Genomic DNA, 19,698 nt, shown 5'->3' with positions numbered 1-19,698 from the left:
TATCCACTATTTTCCCGCATAACCGATGTTCAACCAATCAACGGGAGTATTGGGGCTTATGTCAGCGGGCGCACAATTGTCTGTAACCGATATGCGGCGCGCGTCGCGGCATCCGGTAGACTACATGGTTATCGCAGAGCATCTGATGCACGGCGATGTGAAGCTGCATGTGTCGAATATTTCGGCACATGGCTTTATGATTGATGAAGCTGAAAACATAAGCCGCGGGGATCGCCTGATCATTCGTTTGCCCGCAGTTGGACGAATAGAGGCATACTGCATCTGGCTGACCGAAGAGCGCGCAGGTTTCCAGTTCGAACGCATCTTGCGACTCGACGATTTTCAACTGATGATTTCCGAAATGCAGCCCAACCCGGCTCTTCGCGGTCGCCGCTAGACTTTTCCCGCGCCAACATTAGGTAGCTTGGCAGAATCCACCGGCGCTGCCATGGCGCTGGTGTGACCACGACAGACACCCAGAACACGCACCCGTTCCGCGTTGCCAACTTTCGCGCTTATTGGGCCGCGCGGTTGACGATGACCCTCGCGCAATACGCGATGCTGCTGATTATCGGTTGGCAGACCTACAACCTTGCCCGCGATGCCGGGATGAGCGTTGGAGAAGCCTCCGGCCAGCTTGCGCTGATTGGCCTGCTACAGTTCGTTCCCCTGTTTCTGCTGACGCCCTTCACCGGCCTTGCGGCAGACCGGTTCCATCGGCGCAATCTCGGGCGGGCGATGGTTCTTATGCAATTGCTGTGCGCAGGCACGCTTGCGCTGTTCACATGGAACTATGCGATCGGTTTGCCGGTCCTGTACACTGTTGCAGTCTTCCTTGGCATCGCGCGTGCCTTTGCCGGCCCTGCGTTCTCCGCCCTCGCCCCCAACCTTGTGCCCAAGGCGATCTTGCCCAACGCCATCGCGCTTTCTTCAATCGCATGGCAGGTCGGTATGATTGTCGGGCCGGCAGTTGGCGGTGTCCTGTACGAAGTCGCGCCGTTCCTGCCGTATGCGATAGCTGCGGTCTTGTTTGCGTGCTCCATCATCGCGCTGAGTTTTATCGGCGAAGTCCCACGCGGATCGCCGCGCAGTACAGACAAGCCATTGCGCCAGATACGTGAAGGACTGGTCTATGTCGTGCGTAACAAGATGGTGCTTGGGGCTATCACGCTCGACCTTTTCGCTGTGTTCCTGGCGGGCGCAACGGCGCTTTTCCCGGTTTATGCAAGAGACATCCTGCAAGTCGGTGCCAGCGGTCTCAGCCAGCTCGCTATGGCTCCGGCTATCGGAGCGGCATTGACGGCGCTGTGGTTCTCTTTCAGCCCGCTGAAGAACAACGTCGGGCCCAAAATGCTGGGAGCAGTGGCGATATTTGGCTGCGCGACGGTCGTGTTCGGCCTGTCCACCTCCATGCCGCTCTCGCTTGCCATGCTGTTTATCGTGGGCGCGGCAGATATGTTCAGCGTGTATATCCGCCAATCACTGATCCAGCTTCACACTCCCGATGACAAGCGTGGCCGTGTTTCCGCCGTCTCGCTGATGACAATCAGCGCCAGCAATGAATTCGGCGACTTTTTTTCCGGTAGTCTGGCCTTCCTTATCGGTCCGGTAGCGGCGGTGGTTGCAGGTGGCGCCGGGGCGATTGTTACGGTTGCTGCATGGACCGGCCTGTTTCCTGTCTTGCGCACCACGCGGACCTTCGACCCGCCTGAAGAGTTGCAAGACAATACACCAACCGATCCGACCACCGAAGCTGCGAAAAAAGGGGCCTGACCCATGAAGTTCGATACTGTTCTGCAATCCATCGGCAACACGCCGCACATCCGTCTGTCACGCTTGTTTCCGGACCATGAAGTCTGGGTAAAAAGCGAACGCGCCAATCCCGGAGGCTCGATCAAGGATCGCATCGCGCTCGCCATGGTAGAGGCGGCAGAGAAGTCTGGCGAATTGCAGCCCGGCGGCACGATTGTTGAACCGACAAGCGGTAATACGGGCATCGGTCTTGCAATGGTCGCCGCGGTCAAGGGCTACAAACTGATCCTCGTCATGCCTGAAAGCATGAGCCTGGAACGCCGCCGCCTGATGCTTGCCTATGGGGCCAGCTTCGACCTGACGCCGAAGGAAAAGGGTATGAAGGGTGCGCTGGAACGTGCGGCTGAATTGACCGGCACAATCGAAGGCGCATGGATGCCGCAGCAATTCGAAAACCCCGCCAACGTAGAAGTGCATACCCGCACGACCGCGATGGAAATCCTGAACGACTTCGCGGATTCCCCTATCGATGTGATGATCACTGGCGTCGGCACCGGCGGTCATCTGACCGGGTGCGCAGAAGAATTGAAAAAAAGCTGGCCGAACCTGCGTTCATTCGCTGTCGAGCCCGAACTATCGCCGGTCATTTCCGGTGGTCAGCCCGGCCCGCATCCTATTCAGGGCATCGGCGCAGGCTTCATACCCGGCAACCTTCACACGCAGTCTATCGACGGCGCGATAAAAGTGGAGGCAGAGGCTGCGAAGGACATGGCGCGCCGCTGTGCGGCAGAAGAAGGTTTGCTGGTCGGCATAAGTTCCGGCGCAACGCTGGCTGCCATCGCCAAAAAGCTGCCTGATCTGGATGAAGGTACACGCGTGCTCGGCTTCAATTACGACACCGGAGAGCGATATCTCTCGGTCCCGGATTTCCTGCCGACAGAGTAATTTACAAGGCGTGCTTGGGGATCCTTAATGTTGAGGGGGTAAAGAGGCCTTTCAACTTCCGGGGCTCCCAGGCATGCGTAACAATATCGGACATCTCGTGGCGAGCGCCAGCCGCACTGCCCCGTTTGAACGCGGGCGATGGCGGCTTGGCTCGCTTGCCTACAAATTGGTCGATCCGGGCGCAGCGGATTACCACCAGATTGTGACGACCCGGCATGGCTTCACCATGGGACTGGACTTGCGGCAATTCATCGACCGGACAATCTATTGCACGGGTGAATGGGAGCCGCATGAAACCCAGGTGATCCAGCGCATCCTTCGCCCCGGAGCCACCTTCGCGGATGTTGGCGCGAACATTGGTTACTTTACACTTTTGGCCAGCCATATCGTCGGGCCCGCCGGCCACGTCCACGCCTTCGAAGCAAACGCGCAGACACATGCGCTGTTGTCGGAAAATATGGCCCGCAACTCTGCCACAAACGTGTCGGCACATTTGTTGGCGGTAAGCGACGAGGCCGGTAGCGCGGTAATCCATCACTGCGAACCGGGCAATGCAGGCCGCGATATGGCGATGGCGGCAAAGCCTGAGGATAGAGGCAGCACGGTCCGGATGGAACGGCTCGATACTGTGTTGGCGAATACTTCCATCACATTGATAAAACTCGATATCGAGGGCGGCGAGGCGAAAGCATTACGAGGGGCAGAAGCATTGCTGACAGGCTGTTCTGCGCCCGATTTGTTGTTCGAGTTGACCCCACAATTGCTGACGGAAAACGGCGACGATGCTACTGATTTGCTCGAATGGCTGCGCGGAATTGGATACATCCTGTCGGAAATATCCGTGCACGGGGGCAAAGCTTCTGCCGACGCTTTGGAGCAGAGTTATTACCACGCGTCCAAAAATGGCTGAACCGCACTATTACGTATCTATTTTGGCCAGTCCGTCACCGTCGATGCGGCGGTAAAAGCAGCTTCGCGCTCCGGTGTGACAGGCGGGACCGGCGGGCCGGACCTTCAGAACCAGCGCATCCTGATCGCAATCTACAAGCATTTCCTCGACCTTGAGGACATTGCCGGATGTTTCACCCTTCTTCCAAAGCGTGCCGCGGCTGCGGGAATGGAAGTGTGCCTCTCTCGTGGAGCGAGTCGCCTCAAGCGCCTCTGCATCCATGAAGGCCACCATGAGAACATCGCCCGTGGCTGCATCCTGCACGACCGCGCTGAGCAGACCGGCAGAATCGTACTTTGGCATGAAAGCAGACCCTAGTTCACGAACGCGCTGTTCATTCTGATCGTTGCTGGAGATAATCTGGACCTTTAAGAATGGGAAACCCGGTTTCACTGTGCGTACCCTTTTGTTGCACGATAATCACAGAACCGTATCAAAATCTATCATATGTCAAAAACTGGTTTAATCGGAAACCTTTCAATGAAAAGAGAGGTGTTCGGCTTGACGGGCCGGCTGTCGTTTCATGACACATTGCGTGCCAAGGAATGGGAGGAAACGGGAACGGAGAAAATTCCGGCCCGGTTCATGAGGGTTTGGAACTGCCGCGCCGCTGGGGGGTGACGCGAGGTTTCAGCGATATCGTCACGCGAACGCCCGGGGGGAAACCTCCGGGCGTTTTGCTTGTTACGGGCGTCTTGCATTCGGGATGCCATGATACGGCTACGAAGCGTCATCGAGCACGCGGGAAAAGCAACCGATCATCACCTTCTTCGCGCCGGCGGCCTTGAGCGCTGCCACACAAGCGTTGCTGGTTGCGCCACTGGTGAGGACATCATCGACCAGAAGGACATTCGCGCCCTCTATCGCCGTTTGCCGCCGGGGATTGGGCGTAATGGCACCACCTAGAGTTTGTGCGCGTTGTTCTCTTCCCAGTCCTCCCAATGCCGGTGTAGCGCGGGTTCGTAGCAGGCCGTCCACCAGCAATTGCATATCGGTAATCTTGCTGATCTCCCGCGCTAGCAGTGCAGATTGGTTATAGCCGCGCCGCCACAAACGAAAGCGGTGCAGCGGTACTGGCACAGCGAGCCATTCTCCCTGCATTTCCGGCAAACGTGCTGCAATCAACCGCGCGAGCATCGGGGCCAGAGCTATCCGCCGGCCGTGCTTGAAGGACAGGACAAGTTGGCGGGCGGTATCATTGTAAAGTGTTCCAGCAGCGATACCGTCATGTTTTGGTGGATACGCCGCACACGGTGCGCAGGTATGACCGGGCAGAAATTCAACCGTGCTGCCTCCGACCATTTTCATATCGGTAAAAGGCCGCTGGCACTTTCGGCAGGCGGGTTCACCGGGAATGGAAAGCGTTTCCCAGCAACTGAAGCACAGCCCCTTTTGCGCAGCCAGTCCGTCGCCGCACAGGGGGCAGCGAGGTGGGTAGATCAAATCTACCAATGGAGCGAAAGTCTCTGAAACGATGCGCGAAGCTTGCATTGCGGGCTATGCTGCCCCGCGGTTGGACTGTAGGCAAGCGCACATGGCCAATGCACCACCGATAATCTTTTCCAACCGCCGGAAAGCAGTGCGCAGAAAGCGTGCGGAAATCATGGGCAGAAGGTCCGCTGCTGACCCGTTTCTGTTCGCCCATATCTCAGCTGACATCGAAGATCGCCTGGCGTTCATCCGGTTCGAGCCGGAAACCGTTTTGTTAGACGGTTTCGGCAGCGAGCAGATGCGCGGCGTGGATTGGCGGCAGATGCCAGCCTTCGATTCGACCGGTTTGCACGATTTCGATGTGCCCTCCAATTTGCTCTCTGCCTCTTTCGATTGTGTTGCCAGCATCAACAGCCTTGGAACGGTCAATGATCTTCCCGGCGCTCTGATCCAGATGCGCGAACTGCTGAAGCCCGGAGGCTTGGCGATTGCGAGTTTCGTCGGCGGGGCGAGCCTGGCGAAGCTGCGCCGTGCAATGTTCGAAGCGGAACCGGAACGTCCGGCTGCCCGTATGCATCCGTTGATTGATCCGCGTTCATGCCCTGGTCTTCTGCAGCGTGCCGGTTGGACCAATCCAGTGGTAGACAGCCATATGTTGACCGTCCGGTATTCAACATTCGATCGCCTGGTTCAGGACTTGCGCGAACAAGCGCTTGGCAATGTCCTGGCCTCTCCCGCTCCGCCGCTTGGTCGAACTGCATTTCAGCGGGCCCGCGAAGCATTTATGGCGATGGCGGACGATGACGGAAAGGTCAGCGAGACCTTCGAGATCATCACTCTTACTGGCCGCAGGTCACCTGCCGGAACGTAGCGCGGCCTGCGCTGCCGCCAGCCGCGCGATCGGCACGCGGTAGGGAGATGCGCTGACGTAATCCAGGCCGACTTTCTCGCAGAAAGCGATACTTTCCGGGTCGCCGCCATGCTCACCGCAAATGCCCAGCTTGATTTCCGGCGTGGTTGCCCTGCCGCGTTCAGCCGCGATTTCGACCAGCTGGCCCACACCATCAATATCCAGGCTGACGAATGGATCGCGGGCGTAGATGCCCTGCTCCACATATGGGCCGAGGAAGCGGCCTGCATCGTCCCGGCTGACACCGAGCGCGGTCTGCGTCAGATCATTGGTGCCGAAGCTGAAGAACTTCGCCTCGTGAGCAATTTCGCCTGCCATCAACGCGGCGCGTGGCAATTCGATCATGGTACCGACCAGATATTCGACCCGCGCGCCCTTCTCGGTGAAAACCTGTTCCGCCGCGCGATCGACCAGTTTGCGCAGGATTTCGAGTTCCTTGCGCGTCGCCACCAGCGGGATCATTACTTCGGGCACGACTGCATCGCCGCCCTCGGCGGTCACATCGCAAGCGGCCTCGAAGATGGCGCGTGCCTGCATTTCATAGATTTCGGGAAAAGTGATGCCCAGTCGGCAGCCGCGATGGCCGAGCATGGGGTTGAATTCGTGCAATTCATCCGCGCGGCGTTTCAGGTGATCGACAGCCACGCCCAGATCATTGGCCAGATCGGCAAATTCCTCGTCGCGGGTCGGCATGAATTCATGCAGCGGCGGATCGAGCAGGCGGATGGTGCACGGCAGGCCCGCCATCGTGCGGAAAATCTCGCCAAAATCGCCGCGCTGTTCGGGCAGCAGACGCGCCAAAGCGGTACGCCGTCCAGTCTCGTCATCGGCAAGGATCATCGCGCGCACGGCACTGATCCGGCCCGCGTCGAAGAACATGTGTTCGGTGCGGCACAGGCCGATGCCTTCTGCCCCAAAACCGCGTGCGGTGCGGCAATCGGCAGGTGTTTCAGCATTGGTGCGAACACCCATGCGGCGGTGCTTGTCCGCCCATTCCATCAGCACGCCGAAATCGCCGTCAAGCGCCGGCTCTATCGTGGGCACCTGCCCCGCCATGATCTCGCCCTTGGCACCGTCCAGCGTGATTATATCGCCTTCCTGCAATTCCCTGTCGCCAATGCGCAGGGTTCGGTTAACCAGATTGATCGAGACCGCCGACGCGCCGGATACGCAGGGCCGTCCCATGCCGCGCGCCACCACGGCGGCGTGTGACGTCATGCCGCCGCGCGCCGTCAGAATGCCTTTGGCCGCGTGCATACCGTGAATGTCTTCGGGGCTGGTTTCCACGCGCACCAGAATAACCGCTTCTTCGCGCCCGGCCCAAAGTTCCGCCGTATCGGCATCAAGCACGATCTTGCCGGAAGCTGCACCGGGAGAGGCAGGAAGGCCTTTCGCCAGAATATCGCGCGGCGCATCCGGGTCCAGTGTCGGATGAAGCAGTTGATCAAGCGCCATCGGATCGACGCGCAGGATAGCGGTTTCTTCGTCGATCAGACCTTCGCCTGCCATATCGACCGCCATCTTCAGCGCAGCCTTGGCAGTGCGCTTTCCAGAACGGGTTTGCAGCATCCACAGCTTGCCGCGCTCTACCGTGAATTCGATATCCTGCATGTCCTTGTAATGCAGTTCCAGCAGGTCGAACACGCGGGCCAGTTCTTCGTAGGCAGCGGGCATGGCTTCTTCCATGCTCGGCAAATCTGCACCTGCTGCCACGCGGCGGGCCTTGGTCAGATATTGCGGTGTGCGGATGCCTGCCACCACATCCTCACCCTGCGCGTTGACCAGCCATTCACCGTAATAGGAACGCTCTCCGGTGGAAGGGTCGCGGGTAAAGGCGACACCGGTGGCGCTGGTTTCGCCCATGTTGCCGAACACCATGGCCTGCACGTTTACTGCTGTGCCCCAATCGCCCGGAATATTGTTAAGCCGACGGTACACCTTGGCCCGGTCCGCATCCCAGCTTTCGAACACAGCGGCGATGGCGCCCCACAATTGTTCGTGCACGTCCTGCGGGAAAGGCGCGCCGCGCTCTTCTTCGACGATGGATTTGTACTGACCGACCAGTTCCTGCAAATCCTCCGCCGAAAGCTCTGTATCGGTGAAGTAGCCCCGGTCTTCCTTGGCGATTTCCATCGCTTCTTCGAACAGGCCGTGATCAAGGCCGAGCACGACGTCGGAATACATCTGGATGAAGCGGCGATAACTGTCCCACGCAAAGCGCGCATCGCCGCTGATATCGGCCAGGCCGGCCACAGTTGCATCGTTCAGGCCAAGGTTCAGGACGGTGTCCATCATGCCGGGCATGGAAACCCGCGCGCCAGAGCGGACGGACACCAGCATCGGGTCTGCCGGATCGCCAAAATTCTTGCCCACCGCGCGTTCGATATGGGTCAGTGCGGCAGCGACATCGGCGCGCAGCTTGTCGGAGAAAGCCTCGCCTTCATTCAGATAGCGCACCGATTCCTCGGTCGTGATGGTGAAGCCGGGAGGGACCGGCAGGCCGATGCCCGCCATTTCTGCAAGATTTGCGCCCTTGCCTCCGGTTACAGTCTTGTCCTTCTGCCGGGGATCGTCATGCGCCGCCCCGTCTGATTTCGGGCCGCCGAAATTGTAGACTGTGTTCATCCGTAAAGCCGCTTTCCTGAATTGTAGGGTGACAAAGGTGACACCCTGTAACTTTCAACTGTCGCTTTCAACCCGCTGAATTACATGGTCAAACTGCGCCAAAAGGCCGGGTGACACTTTGCGCGGAGAAACCTGCCCCTATCCTTCGATCCTGGAGAAGTCCGCCACATTGTGCACTGCAGCACGGAAACGCGCAAGCAGCGCCAGACGTGCCGACCGTTTGGAGGGGTTTTCATCATTGACCGTGACCTCCTCAAAGAACGCATCGATCGGCCCGCGAAGACTGGAGAGCGCGGCCATGGCGGCAGCGAAATCTTCCCCGGTGATGGCAGCGGCAGCCTGCGGCTCGGCTTCGTCCAGCGCATCGATCAGCGCCTTTTCGGCCGCTTCGCGTGTGTAGGAAAGCTGCGCATAGACCTCGCGCATTTCGGGATCGTCGACATTTTCCATCGGGTCTTCGTCGCCGGTATGCTCGGGCTCTGCGGACCAGTCCTCCTTCTTGAGGATATTCGCTGCACGCTTGTATCCGGAGAGGAGATTGGTGCCGTCGTCGCCTCGCAAGAAATCTGCAAGAGCGCGCGCCCGTGCCTCAACTCGGTCAAGCCTTCCGTCAGTATCGCTGCCTGCCACCCACGCTCGCGAAGCCTGAATTAAGTCATGGCGGACTCCCTCGTCTTTGAGTTGAACTCCAAGACGATCGAAGAGAAAATCCGCAACTCGCAACCCGAGTGATCCCTCAAAGGCATCACCCCACGCACGAGCGGCAGAACTTAACAGCAACTCAAGTTGGTTTTCTTGAGACAATCGGAGGTAACTAAGACCCGCGCGACGAAGCGCGAATGGATCTTTGGAACCGGTTGGTAGAAGGTCAATTTTGAAAAAACTGAATAAATTGTCCAACTTATCCGCCAGCGACACCGCCACCGTCACCGGAGCAGTCGGCACATCATCGCCCTGCCCTACTGGCTTGTAGTGATCGCGGATCGCGTCGGCCACTGCATCGGGCAAGCCCTCGGCGCGGGCGTAGTAGCCGCCCATCAGGCCCTGTAGTTCGGGAAATTCACCGACCATTTCGGTGACCAGATCGGCCTTGCACAATTCCGCAGCCTGACGGGCCAATGCCGGATCGCACTCGGGCACGATGCCTTCGGTCGCCAGCCATTCGGCCAGCTTTGCAACACGCTCGACCTTGTCGGCCACGGTGCCCAGCTTCTCGTGGAAAGTAATCCGCTCCAGCTTCTTCGCGTGGTCTGAAAGCGAAGTCTTGCGATCAAGCTCCCAGAAGAAGCGCGCATCGCTCAGCCGGGCGGCCAGTACCTTGCGGTTGCCGTCCACCACCACTGCGGGATCAACCGGATCGATGTTGGAGTTGCAGATAAAGGCGTTCGCAAGTTTGCCCTGCCCGTCTTCGCACACGAAATACTTCTGGTTCACCCGCGCGGTCAGCTGGATGACTTCGGGCGGCACGTCGAGGTAGTCGTCTTCGAACCGGCCGAGCAGCGGCACGGGCCATTCAGTCAGGCCTGCGTTTTCGATCACCAGCCCCTCATCCTCGACCAGTGTCAGGCCAGCGTCAGACGCTGCCTTTGCCGCGCCGGTGCGGATCATCGCGGCGCGTTCTTCGTGGTCCACGATCACATGGCCTGCGCGCAGCTTCACCGCGTAATCGTCCGCGCCGCCAATCGTGATATCGCCGGAGTGGTGGAAACGGTGGCCCAGCGTCACCGCGCCGCTTGTCACGCCGTGGACCTCGCATTCCACAATCGTATCGCCCAGCAGCGCGACAATGCCGGAGAGCGGACGCACCCATTTGAGGCTTTCGGTGCTGATGGAGGCTTCGCCCCAGCGCATCGATTTGGGCCAGCTGAAATCGCGGATAATCGCGGGGATGGCTTCGGCCAGCAGCCCCGTCATCGCGCGGCCCGGCACATTCTTGACGGCGAAATACGTCTCACGGCCCTTAATGTCGCGCACTTCCAGATCGCCGCGCTCGACGCCCAGCTTGCGGCAGAACCCGTCCACCGCCTGATCGGGAGCGCCAACGGGCGGACCCTTGGCTTCTTCGCTCACCGCTTCGGTAGCTTCCGGCAGATCGCGCGCAATAAGCGCAAGTCGGCGCGGGGTGGACCAGATGGTAAGCTCGCCCACCGCAACACCGGCCGCATCCATTTCGCGGCGGAACAGCTTTTCCAGCTCTGTCCGCGCACCGGCCTGCATCCGTGCGGGGATTTCTTCGGAGCGGATTTCAAGGAGGAAGTCACTCATAGCGACCACTCCGGATATTTGGCCTGCCATTGCGGCGCCATGACCTCGGCGTACTTCTCACAGGAACCGCGCGCCAGATCGCGCACTCGGCCCATATAGCTGGCGCGTTCCTGCACGCTGATCACGCCGCGCGCTTGCAGCAGGTTGAACACGTGGCTGGCTTCCACCGCCTGCTCGTAAGCGGCGATGGGCACGTCGTTGGCGATGGCGTTCTGGCATTCGGCCTCCGCCTTGGCGAACAGATCGAACAGGGCGCCTGTTTCAGCGACCTCGAAATTCCACTTCGACATCTGCTTTTCGTTTTCGAGGAACACCTCTCCATACGATACGCCGCGTCCGTTGAAATCGAGATCGTACACGCTGTCCACGCCCTGGATATACATGGCGAGGCGTTCCAGCCCGTAGGTCAGTTCTCCGGCAACGGGCTTGCAGTCGAAGCCGCCCATCTGCTGGAAATAGGTGAATTGCGTGACTTCCATGCCGTCACACCAGACCTCCCAGCCAAGACCCCACGCACCCAGCGTTGGCGATTCCCAGTCGTCTTCCACAAATCGGATATCGTGTTTCAGCGGATCAATTCCGATCACGCCGAGGCTTTTGAGATAAAGCTCCTGGATGTCGGACGGGCTCGGCTTCAGGATCACCTGATACTGGTAATAATGCTGGAGGCGGTTCGGATTTTCGCCATATCGGCCATCGGTCGGGCGGCGGCATGGCTGCACGAAGGCGGCGTTCCACGGCTCAGGACCAAGCGCGCGCAGCGTGGTCGCGGTGTGAAAGGTGCCGGCGCCCATGCGCATGTCATAAGGTTGCAGGATCAAACAGCCCTGCGCGCTCCAGAAATCATGCAAGGCAAGGATCATGTCCTGAAAAGAGGATTGGGGCTTACGTTCCATGGTGCGGCGCAGTGCCTTATGGCTTTCAAACCGTCAATGCCAGCTACGCCGGTTGCTTGACAGATAGATGGAATGGCGGCTCAACTGCGCCCTATGCAATGGCACGATCTACGCCGGACAATGATCCGCACCGCAGGCCCCCTTACTGCGCTGTTGCTCGCGCTGTTCTCCGCCCTGTTGCCCGCCCTGCCCGCAGCCGCGCAAGGGCAGCAGGTTCAACAGCAGCAGCGCCAGTTCGAATTCACGCAGGATTACGATCCCTCGCCGGCGATTTGGGAACTGTCTGATGAAGACACGACGATTTACCTGCTCGGCACAATCCATGCGTTGCCACGTGGCTTCCGCTGGCGGAGCGAACGCCTGAACGAGATTATCGACACGGCTGATGTGCTGGTGGTCGAAAGCAGCACCTATGCCGAAGTGCCGGATGCGATTGATCTGGACTCCAAACTGGTGGCCCGCATCGCGAACCGTCTGCCGACTTCCAACCGCCTTTCGAACGCAGGAAATACACGCTGGCGTGAACTGGTCGGTATGTCCGGACTCGATTTCGCTTCGATAGATACAATGCCCGTCCTGCTCGGCCTGCTGACCGTCGGTATGAGCGGGGGCGAGTTTGATACTTCATCGACGTTGTACGGCGTGGAAACCGTGCTGGAGCGGGAGTTTATGCGCAGTGGTCGCCCGATCCGGACAATCGAGGATTCGGGTGAAGTGATGTACAGCCTCCTCCGGCTCGACAATTCGGAAATCCTCCGGGAACTGGATACCAGCCTGACCGCGTGGGATGGGAAATCACTCAGCGAATTCTTCGACGAGGATTACGCCGAGCGATACGGTGATGCCTATTGGGAGGCCGAGCACAATTGGGCACGCGGCATCGTGGCGGATGATTTTGAACTTGGCCTTGGCAGCGGCGCGATTGGCCGCGCCTTCGATTACAATCTGCTGGATCGGCGGAATGCTGCTTGGGCCATATGGCTCGAAGAACGGCTGGAACAGCCGGGGACCGTGCTGCTTGCTGTTGGTGCCGGACACTTCGAAGGTGAAAGCTCGCTGCTGAACATGCTGATGGCGCGCGGACTGGAAGCAGATCGAATCGAGTGATCGGCATGCTGCACGAATCGCTGCGGACAGCCGCGATTCGGGTCAGTTTTCATGAAAATCCGGAAATTTGGCGTGACGGACGCGCTTCCGGTCGATGATCTGTTCGGATTATTAAATCACTGAAATATCATCGCTATCTTTTCGGTTAGTCGTGGGATAGTGACTTTTTGTCAGGTCTTGTTGACATGGGAAAGAAGGTGCGACATAAAGTAAGGGCAACCTGACATAACGGAAGGTTGGCAAGACACCGCAACTCGAAAACAGGACCTTCATCATGCGTAAGACCCTCATCGCCATCGCTTCCGCCGTCACTCTTCTGGCAGTACCTGCCACCGCGACGACCACCGCCGAGAACGTCACTATTACCGTCCAGACCGACGACCTCGATCTGGCCAATGCCACCGACCAGACGCGTCTCGACAACCGCGTTGAAACCGCGATCCGCCGCGCCTGCCGGACCGGCGGACGTGATCTGGCTTCCCGCCAGGTTGAAACTGCGTGCCGCGCCACGCTGGCCGATGCGATCAGCCCGCGGGTTGAACTGGCGATTGCACAGGCCAACGAAACCCGCTTCGCTTCCATCGAGCTTTCATTCGAAGCGTAATGCCAACCGCAATGGGGGCGGCGCACCCCCAATGGCTTCATTCCCCCCAATGGATCCGTCAGCCGCCGCCCTCACCTGCGTGAATATCGACCACTGCTTTTAAGGAGCCAAGTCCATGACCACCCAGATTACTCCGCGCCGCGTGATCGCCTTCATTGGTATAGTCGCGCTGGTTTATTTCGCCGGATATGGTGTGGGAAGTATCGGCGCAAAGGCGGTGATTAACTTCACTGATGATGCGCCTGCAGAAATTCGCAATTCATAAGGCTATAAGCCAGTCCCTCGCCGCATCGTCCACCTAATTGATTGCGGCGAGGGGCACCTGAGGAAAGCAGACAGAAATTATGGCTACCGTAAAATCCCGCAAGAACCGCGCCCCGCTCAATCTGGCAATGGGGCTTGTCGGACTGCTGAGCGTTTTCACGATCATCGCCGCCGAGCTTCTGGCGCTTCCAAAAGCGATCGTTCCGATCTGTGCGGCAGCGATGATCATTTCGCTGGCGGTCATGTTTTTCACGCGTCGCAGTGACGAATACACGTTGGCGTTGTGGAGCGCTGGTACCAACGCTGCATTTGCCGCGATTATAGGCTGGCTGATAATCGGTCCATTCGCCGCAGGTGTGATGGAAGGTTTCAATGCCGCCCACGAAGGCCGGGAGGCAGAAAGAAATTTCTCCTACGCAGCGGGTAGCGGCTTTTCGATCATCGCCTTTTATGTCGTGTTCAACATCAAGCGCCTGACGGGAGCTTTGTGATGTCTGGTCCCGCAAGCGTTTCAAATCGCCAGAAACTTGCTGATCGCTATTTGCGTGCGGCAGACGCGGGCACTTTGGCACTGATTGGTGTTTTCGTCATCGCCGCCCTTTTCTACGGGCCGGATGGGGAGCTTGATGTTCCCGGTTGGCTCCTGCCGATCATCATGATTGTCGTGTTCACCGTCATGGGCGCGTTTGCATACATGTTCTTCCGCCGTGGAACGGACGATTTCACACTCGGCATGTGGCACAGCGGCGTTACCTTGGCTTTCTTCGCGATCATCGCCTGGTCCCTTTTCGGCCTGCTGATCGAGAGTACAATCGAAGGTTTGCTGAGACATCCATCGGACGTCAGGCCGCATGAAGAGCGCACCGTGTCGGGCTGGACGACCGAAATCGCCCTCACCGCATACTTTATCGGCTTTCACTTCAAGCGCTTCAGGGGGAATTTCTGATGCCTTACGAACCCTACACGCACGATCCCGAACAGGCCGTTATCGCTCAGCGCGAGAGGCTTTACTGGCTGACCTTGGTATCTGGCCTTGGCAATATCGCTGCGCTTGTCCTGCACTGGATTGACGCTGACGACTTTCTGCTCAGCGGAGTAATCATTGGAAGCGTGGCCGGATCGCTATTGGTGGCTGCGATAAGGGGCCGCACGGATGGCTATTATCAAGACCTCGTCGCTTTCGGTACGCGGTGCACCGCATTCGCGCTTGGCGTTTTCCTCCTTCTCCTTTGGGCTGACAACAACACCTCGCTCTTTCGGCGGCTGATACCAGGTTTCGAAACCTTGACCGGCGATGCGTATCTGCTCGCGCTCATCCTCGGCCTGGTATTCCACGCCGGTTATGCCTTCGCCTATCTGCGCGATCTCATCACAAGCAAGGGAGACTGACATGCCCTACACACCCAATTCCATGGACCAGAAACAGCGCGAAAATGCCTATTGGCAGCTATGGCTTACTGTCATTGCGAGCGTCGCCATAGTCATCGCCCAGTTCATTCCGATGTGGGAGGTGATACCCAATGTATCGGCGATCGTGGTGGGCGTGTGGTTCGTGACCTTCGCGGTTTACAACCAGTTCGACGATTACTTCGTGAGCCTCGTCAAAACCGGAGCGGTCTGGGCCTTGGCAGCGCTGGGTCTGTGGCTGGTATTGCAAGGTTTGCTGACGGTTTATGACACCGGACGCGGGGTTGGCGTCATGGCGGTCGGCGGCGAATTCTCCGAAGGAAAGCGCAACCTTGCAATCCCCTCCCCCTTTAGCGGCGCTTTTTTTCTGGCCGGTATGTGCAGCACCGCCTTCCACGCTGGCTTTTTGTTCAATCACCACAGGGGGCGGATATGATTTCCGAAGGAACGAGCCTGAATCTGGAATTATGGAGGATAGTACGATGAACAGAAAAACGTGGTCTTTCGGGCCTTTTGTTATGCTAGATTTTCTGTTCATCCTGTTGGGAGCGGCATCTTTCGTGATGCTGTTTGGTGAAGGGTTCGACACCGTTCAGCCAATCTCGCCCTCGTCCAATCCCCCGCTTATGGGCGGAGTGCTTCTGGTCGGCGTGATTGTTCTCAGTTGGGCAATTACACTCACATCAAAAATCGATCGCCGCAGAAATGACGAATGTGTGTTTCAGGCGATGGTCAACGCGGCTTTTGTCGCGGTGCTGGTCACCCTTGTTGCCTCAATCCTGCTGGACTTTGCGCCCCTGTTGGGAAGCTGGATGGTGAAGCCGAGCGAGGACGTGATGGTCGGCGTCCTGATGGCAAGCTGGGCGACAGCCTACGCGATCAATCGCATGCGCGGGACTATCCTTTGATCAACAAGCTGAAAGTCCTGCGCGCCATGCGCAACTGGAGCCAGGCGGAGCTGGCGGGGCATCTCGATGTCTCGCGCCAGGCAGTGAACGCGATCGAGACGGGCAAGCACGATCCGTCCCTCCCCCTCGCCTTCCGCATCGCTCGACTATTTGAAATGCCAATCGAGGAGATCTTCGATGACTCAGAAGTCTGATTGGCCCGAAAACGATGCGCAGCCTTCCTTCGCGCGGAGTTTCGTTCACTTGATGGGCTGGGGCGTTGTGCTGACATTCGGTCTCATCGGATCCCTGACGGCTTCGTTCGCCGCTTTGAATACCTTGGCCGGCGATACGTATTCCGGCGATTGGGGGCTTCTCTCGAAACCTGACGCGATACTGCACTACATTGCCGCGGTTGCTGTGGTCATGATCATGAATGTCTGGAAGCGGCCAAATGGCTCAAGCTCTTTTTTTGCCAACCGGGAAACCCTACAAGGAACTGTCGGATGATGGACGATAACAAGCCGAAATTGTCTGGTGAAGCCCGCCTGGCAGCGCGTCGCCGCAAGTTCTGGTTGTACTTTACTTTAGCCATGCTTGTTTCCGTGACTGCAGGATTCGCAAGCGGATTGGCGTCAAAGCTCTATCAGAACGGCACAATCCCGCTGTGGTTGCCCATTGCCGCCATAGTTGCAGTTGTCGCGGGTATGATCTGGGCGACCTGGCAGTACTTTCGGCGGATCGACGAGATTGATCTGATGGACAATCTCTGGGCCCACACAATCGGCCTTTATGCAGGAGTGCTGGCGTATCTCGCATGGTTCCTTCTCGCGGATATGGAAATCGTCCGCACACCGTCTGCGATGGCGATAGTCTTCTTCGCGCTTCTTTCGACCGGCATCGCTTACGGTTTGAGAAAACTCAATTTCCGCTGAATTTGCTTTCCATTTTACTGATCTTTTGAGAGGAATCCCCCCATGTTGAAGAACCTAATTCTGTCCGCCTCTGCCATCGCTCTTTCGGCCTGCGCATTTCCGGCCGCGACGCTCGCTCAGGATCATGCAGGCCATGAAGGTCATGAAGGTCATGCGATGCCCGGCGAGGCCACAGCGGGCGGCCCCGCCCTGTGGCGCGTGACCGATGAAGACACCACGATTTATCTGTTCGGAACGGTCCACGTGCTTCCTGAAGGCCTCGATTGGCTGAAGCCCACGGTCGAGCAGGCGCTGACAAGTTCCGACCAGTTCGTGAGCGAGATCGACACCAGCGCACTCATGGAAAATCCGGCAGAATTCGCTGAAATGCAAATGGGCCTCGCCCAGCTGACCACTGGCGGCACTTTGCGAGATTTGATGAATGAAGAAGACCGGGCAGAATACGAAGCCGCGATGACCGGGCTGAACATTCCAGAAGCCGCGCTCGATGGTTTCGAGCCCTGGTTTGCTTTTCTTACCCTGACACAAGTGGCCATGATGCAAGCAGGCCTGAATCCGGCAAACGGCGTCGAGATGCAACTCGACCACATGATCGCGGACAAGGACCGCGCCGCATTCGAAACCGTCGCGCAGCAACTGGGCTTTTTTGATGGCTTGCCTATCGAAGCGCAGCTGACAATGCTCGACGACACGATTGGCGGCCTTGGTGAAATGGAAGAAATGTTTGGCCAGATGGTTTCCGAATGGGTGGAAGGTGATCCAGAAGGCCTCGCTGATATCATGAATGATGCGATGGAAAGCGATCCGGTGCTTTACGACGTATTGTTCACCCAGCGTAACGCGAATTGGGCGTTCTGGATCGATGACCGGATGGACCAGCCCGGCACGGTGTTCATCGCGGTTGGCGCTGGCCATCTTGGCGGCCGAAACAGCGTGCAGGATCTGCTGGCAGAGCGCGGCCATGTGGCAGAGCGGGTCGAATACTGATCCGTTCACTCACACTGATCCTGGGGGCGCTGTGGCTGACAAGCTGCGGCGCCCTTGAGGATTCCGGCGAGGACCTGCCCCCGCCCTCGCCCGCCCTTTGGGAAGCGACCGGGCCTGAAAGCGAACGTGTCTGGCTGTTCGGTACGATTCACGCACTGCCCGATGACACCGAATGGCGCACGCCTGCACTGGAACGGGTGCTGGCCGAAACCGACCTGCTGCTGGTCGAAATCGCCGACCTGGGTGAGCGTGAACAAGCGGCCCTTGCGTTTGAAGCGCGTGCCTACGATGTCGGCCTTGTTCCTATTCTCGACCGCGTTCCGGGGCGGCAGAAGGCGATGCTTGCCGCATCTCTGGATGCTGCCGGCATTGATCCTGCCAGCTTGATCCATACCGAAACCTGGGCCGCAGCGCTGCAACTGGGCAATGCTGCGCGGTGCTCCAATGCGGCCAATGGCGTGGACCGGGCATTGCTTGCCCGATTTGACAATGCCCGGTCGCTTGAAAGTTTCGACAGGCAATTTGCTGTATTTGACGGCCTGCCAGATGATGCGCAGGCCGACTTGCTTGTCAGTGTTGCAGAGGAAAGCGATTGCCGCGCCGGAAACGCGCGCAGAGCTGCATGGCTGGCGGGTGACCTGCAAGCGATAGAAACTTCAATTCTTACCAGCTTTCGCGGCAATACCGATTTGCGTGAAAACCTCGTCGATGATCGCAATGCAGGTTATGCCGACCAGATCGTGCAATTTCAGGCTTCGGACCCCGGCCAGGATCTGCTGGTGGCAGTCGGCGTGGGGCATATGTTGGGTGAAACGGGCCTCCCTGCCCTGCTGTCTGCACGCGGATATCGGGTGCGCCGCATACAATAGTTGCAATTTGCGCCGCTCCTGCTAGACGCGCGCCTCCCCTGTCATGGTCATCCCTGGAGGCGTGATGGAGGGAGTATATCAACTTTTTGAAAGGCAAGTCTTATGAGCGAAGCTCTGAAACTGACGGCTGAATTGCGCGAAAGGGCTGGCAAGGGAGCCTCCCGTGAACTGCGCCGCAATGGCCGCGTTCCCGCTGTAATCTATGGCGGCAAGGAAGAACCAACAACCATTCACCTGGAAGAAAAGGCGCTGGTCAAGGCATTGATGACCGGTCACTTCATGAACTCCATCGTGATGGTCGATACGGGCGGCAAGGCCATCCGTACCATTCCCAAGGATGTGGCGCTTGATCCGGTCAAGGATCGCCCCATTCACGTGGACTTCCTGCGACTTGCCAAAGGCGCGAAGATCGTCGTCAACGTCCCTGTGGTATTCGTCAACGAAGAAGACAGCCCCGGCCTCAAGAAGGGCGGCGTTCTCAACGTTGTGCGCCACGAACTGGAACTCAACTGCGACGCGGACAAGATCCCCGGCGAAATCGAGATCGACGTCACCGGCAAGGAAGTGGGCGATTCGATCCACATCAGCTCGGTCACGCTGCCCGATGGTGCCGAAAGCGCCATTACGGACCGCGATTACACTATCGCAACTCTGGTAGCACCGTCCGCGCTCAAGCGTTCGGAAGGTGAAGCTGGCGACGGTGATGATCAGACCGGTGAAGGCATGGAAGCAGGTGAAACTGCCGCGACCGAACAGGGTCCCGATGCCGACGCAGCTCAGGAACAGGAAGACAAGAGCTAACATACAGCTCCACTGTTCTTATAACTACAGCAACGCCGGCTCCTCACGGGGCCGGCGTTTGCAT

Annotated in this window: 24 protein-coding genes; 19 read left to right on the top strand and 5 right to left on the bottom strand. The window is 58.5% G+C overall.

The features are described 5' to 3' along the window. Positions 1-58 precede the first annotated feature (58 nt). The 4 genes from AB731_RS07055 (at position 59) to AB731_RS07040 (ending at position 3,607) form a co-directional block, all read left to right on the top strand. Positions 59-397, top strand: a complete 339-nt coding sequence (locus AB731_RS07055; RefSeq protein WP_047093713.1) for a PilZ domain-containing protein — start codon at positions 59-61, stop codon at positions 395-397. Between the two features lie 62 nt (positions 398-459). Continuing rightward, complete coding sequence (locus AB731_RS07050; RefSeq protein WP_047093714.1) at positions 460-1,773, top strand: MFS transporter; 1,314 nt, start codon at positions 460-462, stop codon at positions 1,771-1,773. Positions 1,774-1,776: 3 nt separating this feature from the next. After that, a complete protein-coding gene (gene cysK, locus AB731_RS07045) occupies positions 1,777-2,697 on the top strand; it encodes a cysteine synthase A (RefSeq protein ID WP_047093715.1) in 921 nt (306 codons plus the stop codon). Between the two features lie 73 nt (positions 2,698-2,770). Next, a complete protein-coding gene (locus AB731_RS07040; protein ID WP_047093716.1) occupies positions 2,771-3,607 on the top strand; it encodes an FkbM family methyltransferase in 837 nt (278 codons plus the stop codon). Between the two features lie 9 nt (positions 3,608-3,616). Here the strand turns inward: AB731_RS07040 and hisI are convergent, their stop codons facing one another. Beyond that, a complete protein-coding gene (hisI, locus tag AB731_RS07035; RefSeq protein ID WP_269429526.1) occupies positions 3,617-4,003 on the bottom strand; it encodes a phosphoribosyl-AMP cyclohydrolase in 387 nt (128 codons plus the stop codon). 363 nt (positions 4,004-4,366) lie between these two features. Continuing rightward, the gene (locus tag AB731_RS07030; protein WP_047093718.1) at positions 4,367-5,137 is read right to left on the bottom strand and encodes a ComF family protein; all 771 of its coding nucleotides are present in this window, start codon (positions 5,135-5,137) and stop codon (positions 4,367-4,369) included. Positions 5,138-5,180: 43 nt separating this feature from the next. Between AB731_RS07030 and AB731_RS07025 the strand changes: the two genes are divergently transcribed. Then, entirely contained in the window at positions 5,181-5,948 is a 768-nt protein-coding gene (locus AB731_RS07025; protein WP_047093719.1) for a methyltransferase domain-containing protein, read from the top strand. Here AB731_RS07025 and ppdK read toward each other — a convergent pair. The 3 genes from ppdK to AB731_RS07010 all read right to left on the bottom strand — a co-directional run bounded on the left by ppdK (position 5,931) and on the right by AB731_RS07010 (position 11,773). Beyond that, complete coding sequence (gene ppdK / locus AB731_RS07020; protein WP_047093720.1) at positions 5,931-8,612, bottom strand: pyruvate, phosphate dikinase; 2,682 nt, start codon at positions 8,610-8,612, stop codon at positions 5,931-5,933. The two genes, AB731_RS07025 and ppdK, sit on opposite strands and share 18 nt — an antisense overlap. Before the next feature lie 138 nt (positions 8,613-8,750). Further along, positions 8,751-10,877, bottom strand: coding sequence for a glycine--tRNA ligase subunit beta (gene glyS, locus AB731_RS07015; RefSeq protein WP_047093721.1), 2,127 nt, complete (start codon positions 10,875-10,877; stop codon positions 8,751-8,753). Further along, complete coding sequence (locus AB731_RS07010) at positions 10,874-11,773, bottom strand: glycine--tRNA ligase subunit alpha (protein ID WP_047093722.1); 900 nt, start codon at positions 11,771-11,773, stop codon at positions 10,874-10,876. Before AB731_RS07010 ends, glyS begins: the two co-directional genes overlap by 4 nt. Before the next feature lie 93 nt (positions 11,774-11,866). Here AB731_RS07010 and AB731_RS07005 point away from each other — a divergent pair, with 93 nt between their 5' ends. From AB731_RS07005 to AB731_RS06945, 14 genes are all read left to right on the top strand, one after another. Next, positions 11,867-12,880, top strand: coding sequence for a TraB/GumN family protein (locus AB731_RS07005; RefSeq protein ID WP_162199473.1), 1,014 nt, complete (start codon positions 11,867-11,869; stop codon positions 12,878-12,880). Positions 12,881-13,154: 274 nt separating this feature from the next. After that, positions 13,155-13,484 (top strand): UrcA family protein, encoded by a 330-nt coding sequence (locus tag AB731_RS07000; RefSeq protein ID WP_047093724.1) that lies wholly within the window; start codon positions 13,155-13,157, stop codon positions 13,482-13,484. Between the two features lie 115 nt (positions 13,485-13,599). Then, the gene (locus AB731_RS13980) at positions 13,600-13,749 is read left to right on the top strand and encodes a hypothetical protein (RefSeq protein WP_156167405.1); all 150 of its coding nucleotides are present in this window, start codon (positions 13,600-13,602) and stop codon (positions 13,747-13,749) included. A gap of 79 nt (positions 13,750-13,828) precedes the next feature. Further along, complete coding sequence (locus tag AB731_RS06995) at positions 13,829-14,239, top strand: hypothetical protein (protein ID WP_047093725.1); 411 nt, start codon at positions 13,829-13,831, stop codon at positions 14,237-14,239. Further along, positions 14,239-14,694 carry a hypothetical protein gene (locus AB731_RS06990; protein WP_047093726.1) on the top strand — a complete coding sequence of 152 codons (456 nt, stop codon included), beginning with the start codon at positions 14,239-14,241 and terminating at the stop codon, positions 14,692-14,694. The genes AB731_RS06995 and AB731_RS06990 overlap by 1 nt, the downstream gene beginning before the upstream one ends. Continuing rightward, complete coding sequence (locus tag AB731_RS06985; protein WP_047093727.1) at positions 14,694-15,137, top strand: hypothetical protein; 444 nt, start codon at positions 14,694-14,696, stop codon at positions 15,135-15,137. The genes AB731_RS06990 and AB731_RS06985 overlap by 1 nt, the downstream gene beginning before the upstream one ends. Position 15,138: 1 nt before the next feature. After that, a complete protein-coding gene (locus AB731_RS06980; RefSeq protein ID WP_047093728.1) occupies positions 15,139-15,591 on the top strand; it encodes a hypothetical protein in 453 nt (150 codons plus the stop codon). A gap of 46 nt (positions 15,592-15,637) precedes the next feature. Then, positions 15,638-16,063 carry a hypothetical protein gene (locus AB731_RS06975; RefSeq protein ID WP_047093729.1) on the top strand — a complete coding sequence of 142 codons (426 nt, stop codon included), beginning with the start codon at positions 15,638-15,640 and terminating at the stop codon, positions 16,061-16,063. Further along, on the top strand, positions 16,060-16,257 hold the full coding sequence (locus AB731_RS06970) for a helix-turn-helix transcriptional regulator (protein WP_047093730.1): 198 nt from the start codon (positions 16,060-16,062) through the stop codon (positions 16,255-16,257). Before AB731_RS06975 ends, AB731_RS06970 begins: the two co-directional genes overlap by 4 nt. Then, entirely contained in the window at positions 16,241-16,552 is a 312-nt protein-coding gene (locus AB731_RS06965) for a hypothetical protein (protein ID WP_047093731.1), read from the top strand. The genes AB731_RS06970 and AB731_RS06965 overlap by 17 nt, the downstream gene beginning before the upstream one ends. Then, complete coding sequence (locus tag AB731_RS06960; protein WP_047093732.1) at positions 16,549-16,977, top strand: hypothetical protein; 429 nt, start codon at positions 16,549-16,551, stop codon at positions 16,975-16,977. The genes AB731_RS06965 and AB731_RS06960 overlap by 4 nt, the downstream gene beginning before the upstream one ends. Before the next feature lie 42 nt (positions 16,978-17,019). After that, positions 17,020-17,964, top strand: coding sequence for a TraB/GumN family protein (locus AB731_RS06955; RefSeq protein ID WP_047093733.1), 945 nt, complete (start codon positions 17,020-17,022; stop codon positions 17,962-17,964). Beyond that, positions 17,958-18,833, top strand: a complete 876-nt coding sequence (locus AB731_RS06950; protein WP_082126411.1) for a TraB/GumN family protein — start codon at positions 17,958-17,960, stop codon at positions 18,831-18,833. Before AB731_RS06955 ends, AB731_RS06950 begins: the two co-directional genes overlap by 7 nt. A gap of 102 nt (positions 18,834-18,935) precedes the next feature. Continuing rightward, on the top strand, positions 18,936-19,634 hold the full coding sequence (locus AB731_RS06945) for a 50S ribosomal protein L25/general stress protein Ctc (protein WP_047093735.1): 699 nt from the start codon (positions 18,936-18,938) through the stop codon (positions 19,632-19,634). Positions 19,635-19,698 lie beyond the last annotated feature (64 nt).

It is taken from the genome of Aurantiacibacter marinus, from assembly GCF_001021555.1.
Taxonomy (GTDB): Bacteria; Pseudomonadota; Alphaproteobacteria; order Sphingomonadales; family Sphingomonadaceae; genus Alteraurantiacibacter; species Alteraurantiacibacter marinus.
Note: the sequence above shows the minus strand (reverse complement) of the source record. Positions and strands in the feature narration are given on the sequence as shown.

What these genes read in the sequence shown, in the direction of transcription:
- AB731_RS07010 (WP_047093722.1), bottom strand. Translation starts at nt 11,773, where the DNA reads ATGGAACGTAAGCCCCAATCCTCTTTTCAGGACATGATCCTTGCCTTG.
- AB731_RS07030 (WP_047093718.1), bottom strand. Translation starts at nt 5,137, where the DNA reads ATGCAAGCTTCGCGCATCGTTTCAGAGACTTTCGCTCCATTGGTAGAT.
- glyS (WP_047093721.1), bottom strand. Translation starts at nt 10,877, where the DNA reads ATGAGTGACTTCCTCCTTGAAATCCGCTCCGAAGAAATCCCCGCACGG.
- ppdK (WP_047093720.1), bottom strand. Translation starts at nt 8,612, where the DNA reads ATGAACACAGTCTACAATTTCGGCGGCCCGAAATCAGACGGGGCGGCG.
- AB731_RS06945 (WP_047093735.1), top strand. Translation starts at nt 18,936, where the DNA reads ATGAGCGAAGCTCTGAAACTGACGGCTGAATTGCGCGAAAGGGCTGGC.
- AB731_RS07040 (WP_047093716.1), top strand. Translation starts at nt 2,771, where the DNA reads ATGCGTAACAATATCGGACATCTCGTGGCGAGCGCCAGCCGCACTGCC.
- AB731_RS07005 (WP_162199473.1), top strand. Translation starts at nt 11,867, where the DNA reads ATGCAATGGCACGATCTACGCCGGACAATGATCCGCACCGCAGGCCCC.
- AB731_RS07055 (WP_047093713.1), top strand. Translation starts at nt 59, where the DNA reads ATGTCAGCGGGCGCACAATTGTCTGTAACCGATATGCGGCGCGCGTCG.
- AB731_RS06975 (WP_047093729.1), top strand. Translation starts at nt 15,638, where the DNA reads ATGAACAGAAAAACGTGGTCTTTCGGGCCTTTTGTTATGCTAGATTTT.
- AB731_RS06960 (WP_047093732.1), top strand. Translation starts at nt 16,549, where the DNA reads ATGATGGACGATAACAAGCCGAAATTGTCTGGTGAAGCCCGCCTGGCA.
- AB731_RS07000 (WP_047093724.1), top strand. Translation starts at nt 13,155, where the DNA reads ATGCGTAAGACCCTCATCGCCATCGCTTCCGCCGTCACTCTTCTGGCA.
- AB731_RS06980 (WP_047093728.1), top strand. Translation starts at nt 15,139, where the DNA reads ATGCCCTACACACCCAATTCCATGGACCAGAAACAGCGCGAAAATGCC.
- AB731_RS07025 (WP_047093719.1), top strand. Translation starts at nt 5,181, where the DNA reads ATGGCCAATGCACCACCGATAATCTTTTCCAACCGCCGGAAAGCAGTG.
- cysK (WP_047093715.1), top strand. Translation starts at nt 1,777, where the DNA reads ATGAAGTTCGATACTGTTCTGCAATCCATCGGCAACACGCCGCACATC.
- AB731_RS13980 (WP_156167405.1), top strand. Translation starts at nt 13,600, where the DNA reads ATGACCACCCAGATTACTCCGCGCCGCGTGATCGCCTTCATTGGTATA.
- AB731_RS06985 (WP_047093727.1), top strand. Translation starts at nt 14,694, where the DNA reads ATGCCTTACGAACCCTACACGCACGATCCCGAACAGGCCGTTATCGCT.
- AB731_RS06990 (WP_047093726.1), top strand. Translation starts at nt 14,239, where the DNA reads ATGTCTGGTCCCGCAAGCGTTTCAAATCGCCAGAAACTTGCTGATCGC.
- AB731_RS06955 (WP_047093733.1), top strand. Translation starts at nt 17,020, where the DNA reads ATGTTGAAGAACCTAATTCTGTCCGCCTCTGCCATCGCTCTTTCGGCC.
- AB731_RS06995 (WP_047093725.1), top strand. Translation starts at nt 13,829, where the DNA reads ATGGCTACCGTAAAATCCCGCAAGAACCGCGCCCCGCTCAATCTGGCA.
- AB731_RS06965 (WP_047093731.1), top strand. Translation starts at nt 16,241, where the DNA reads ATGACTCAGAAGTCTGATTGGCCCGAAAACGATGCGCAGCCTTCCTTC.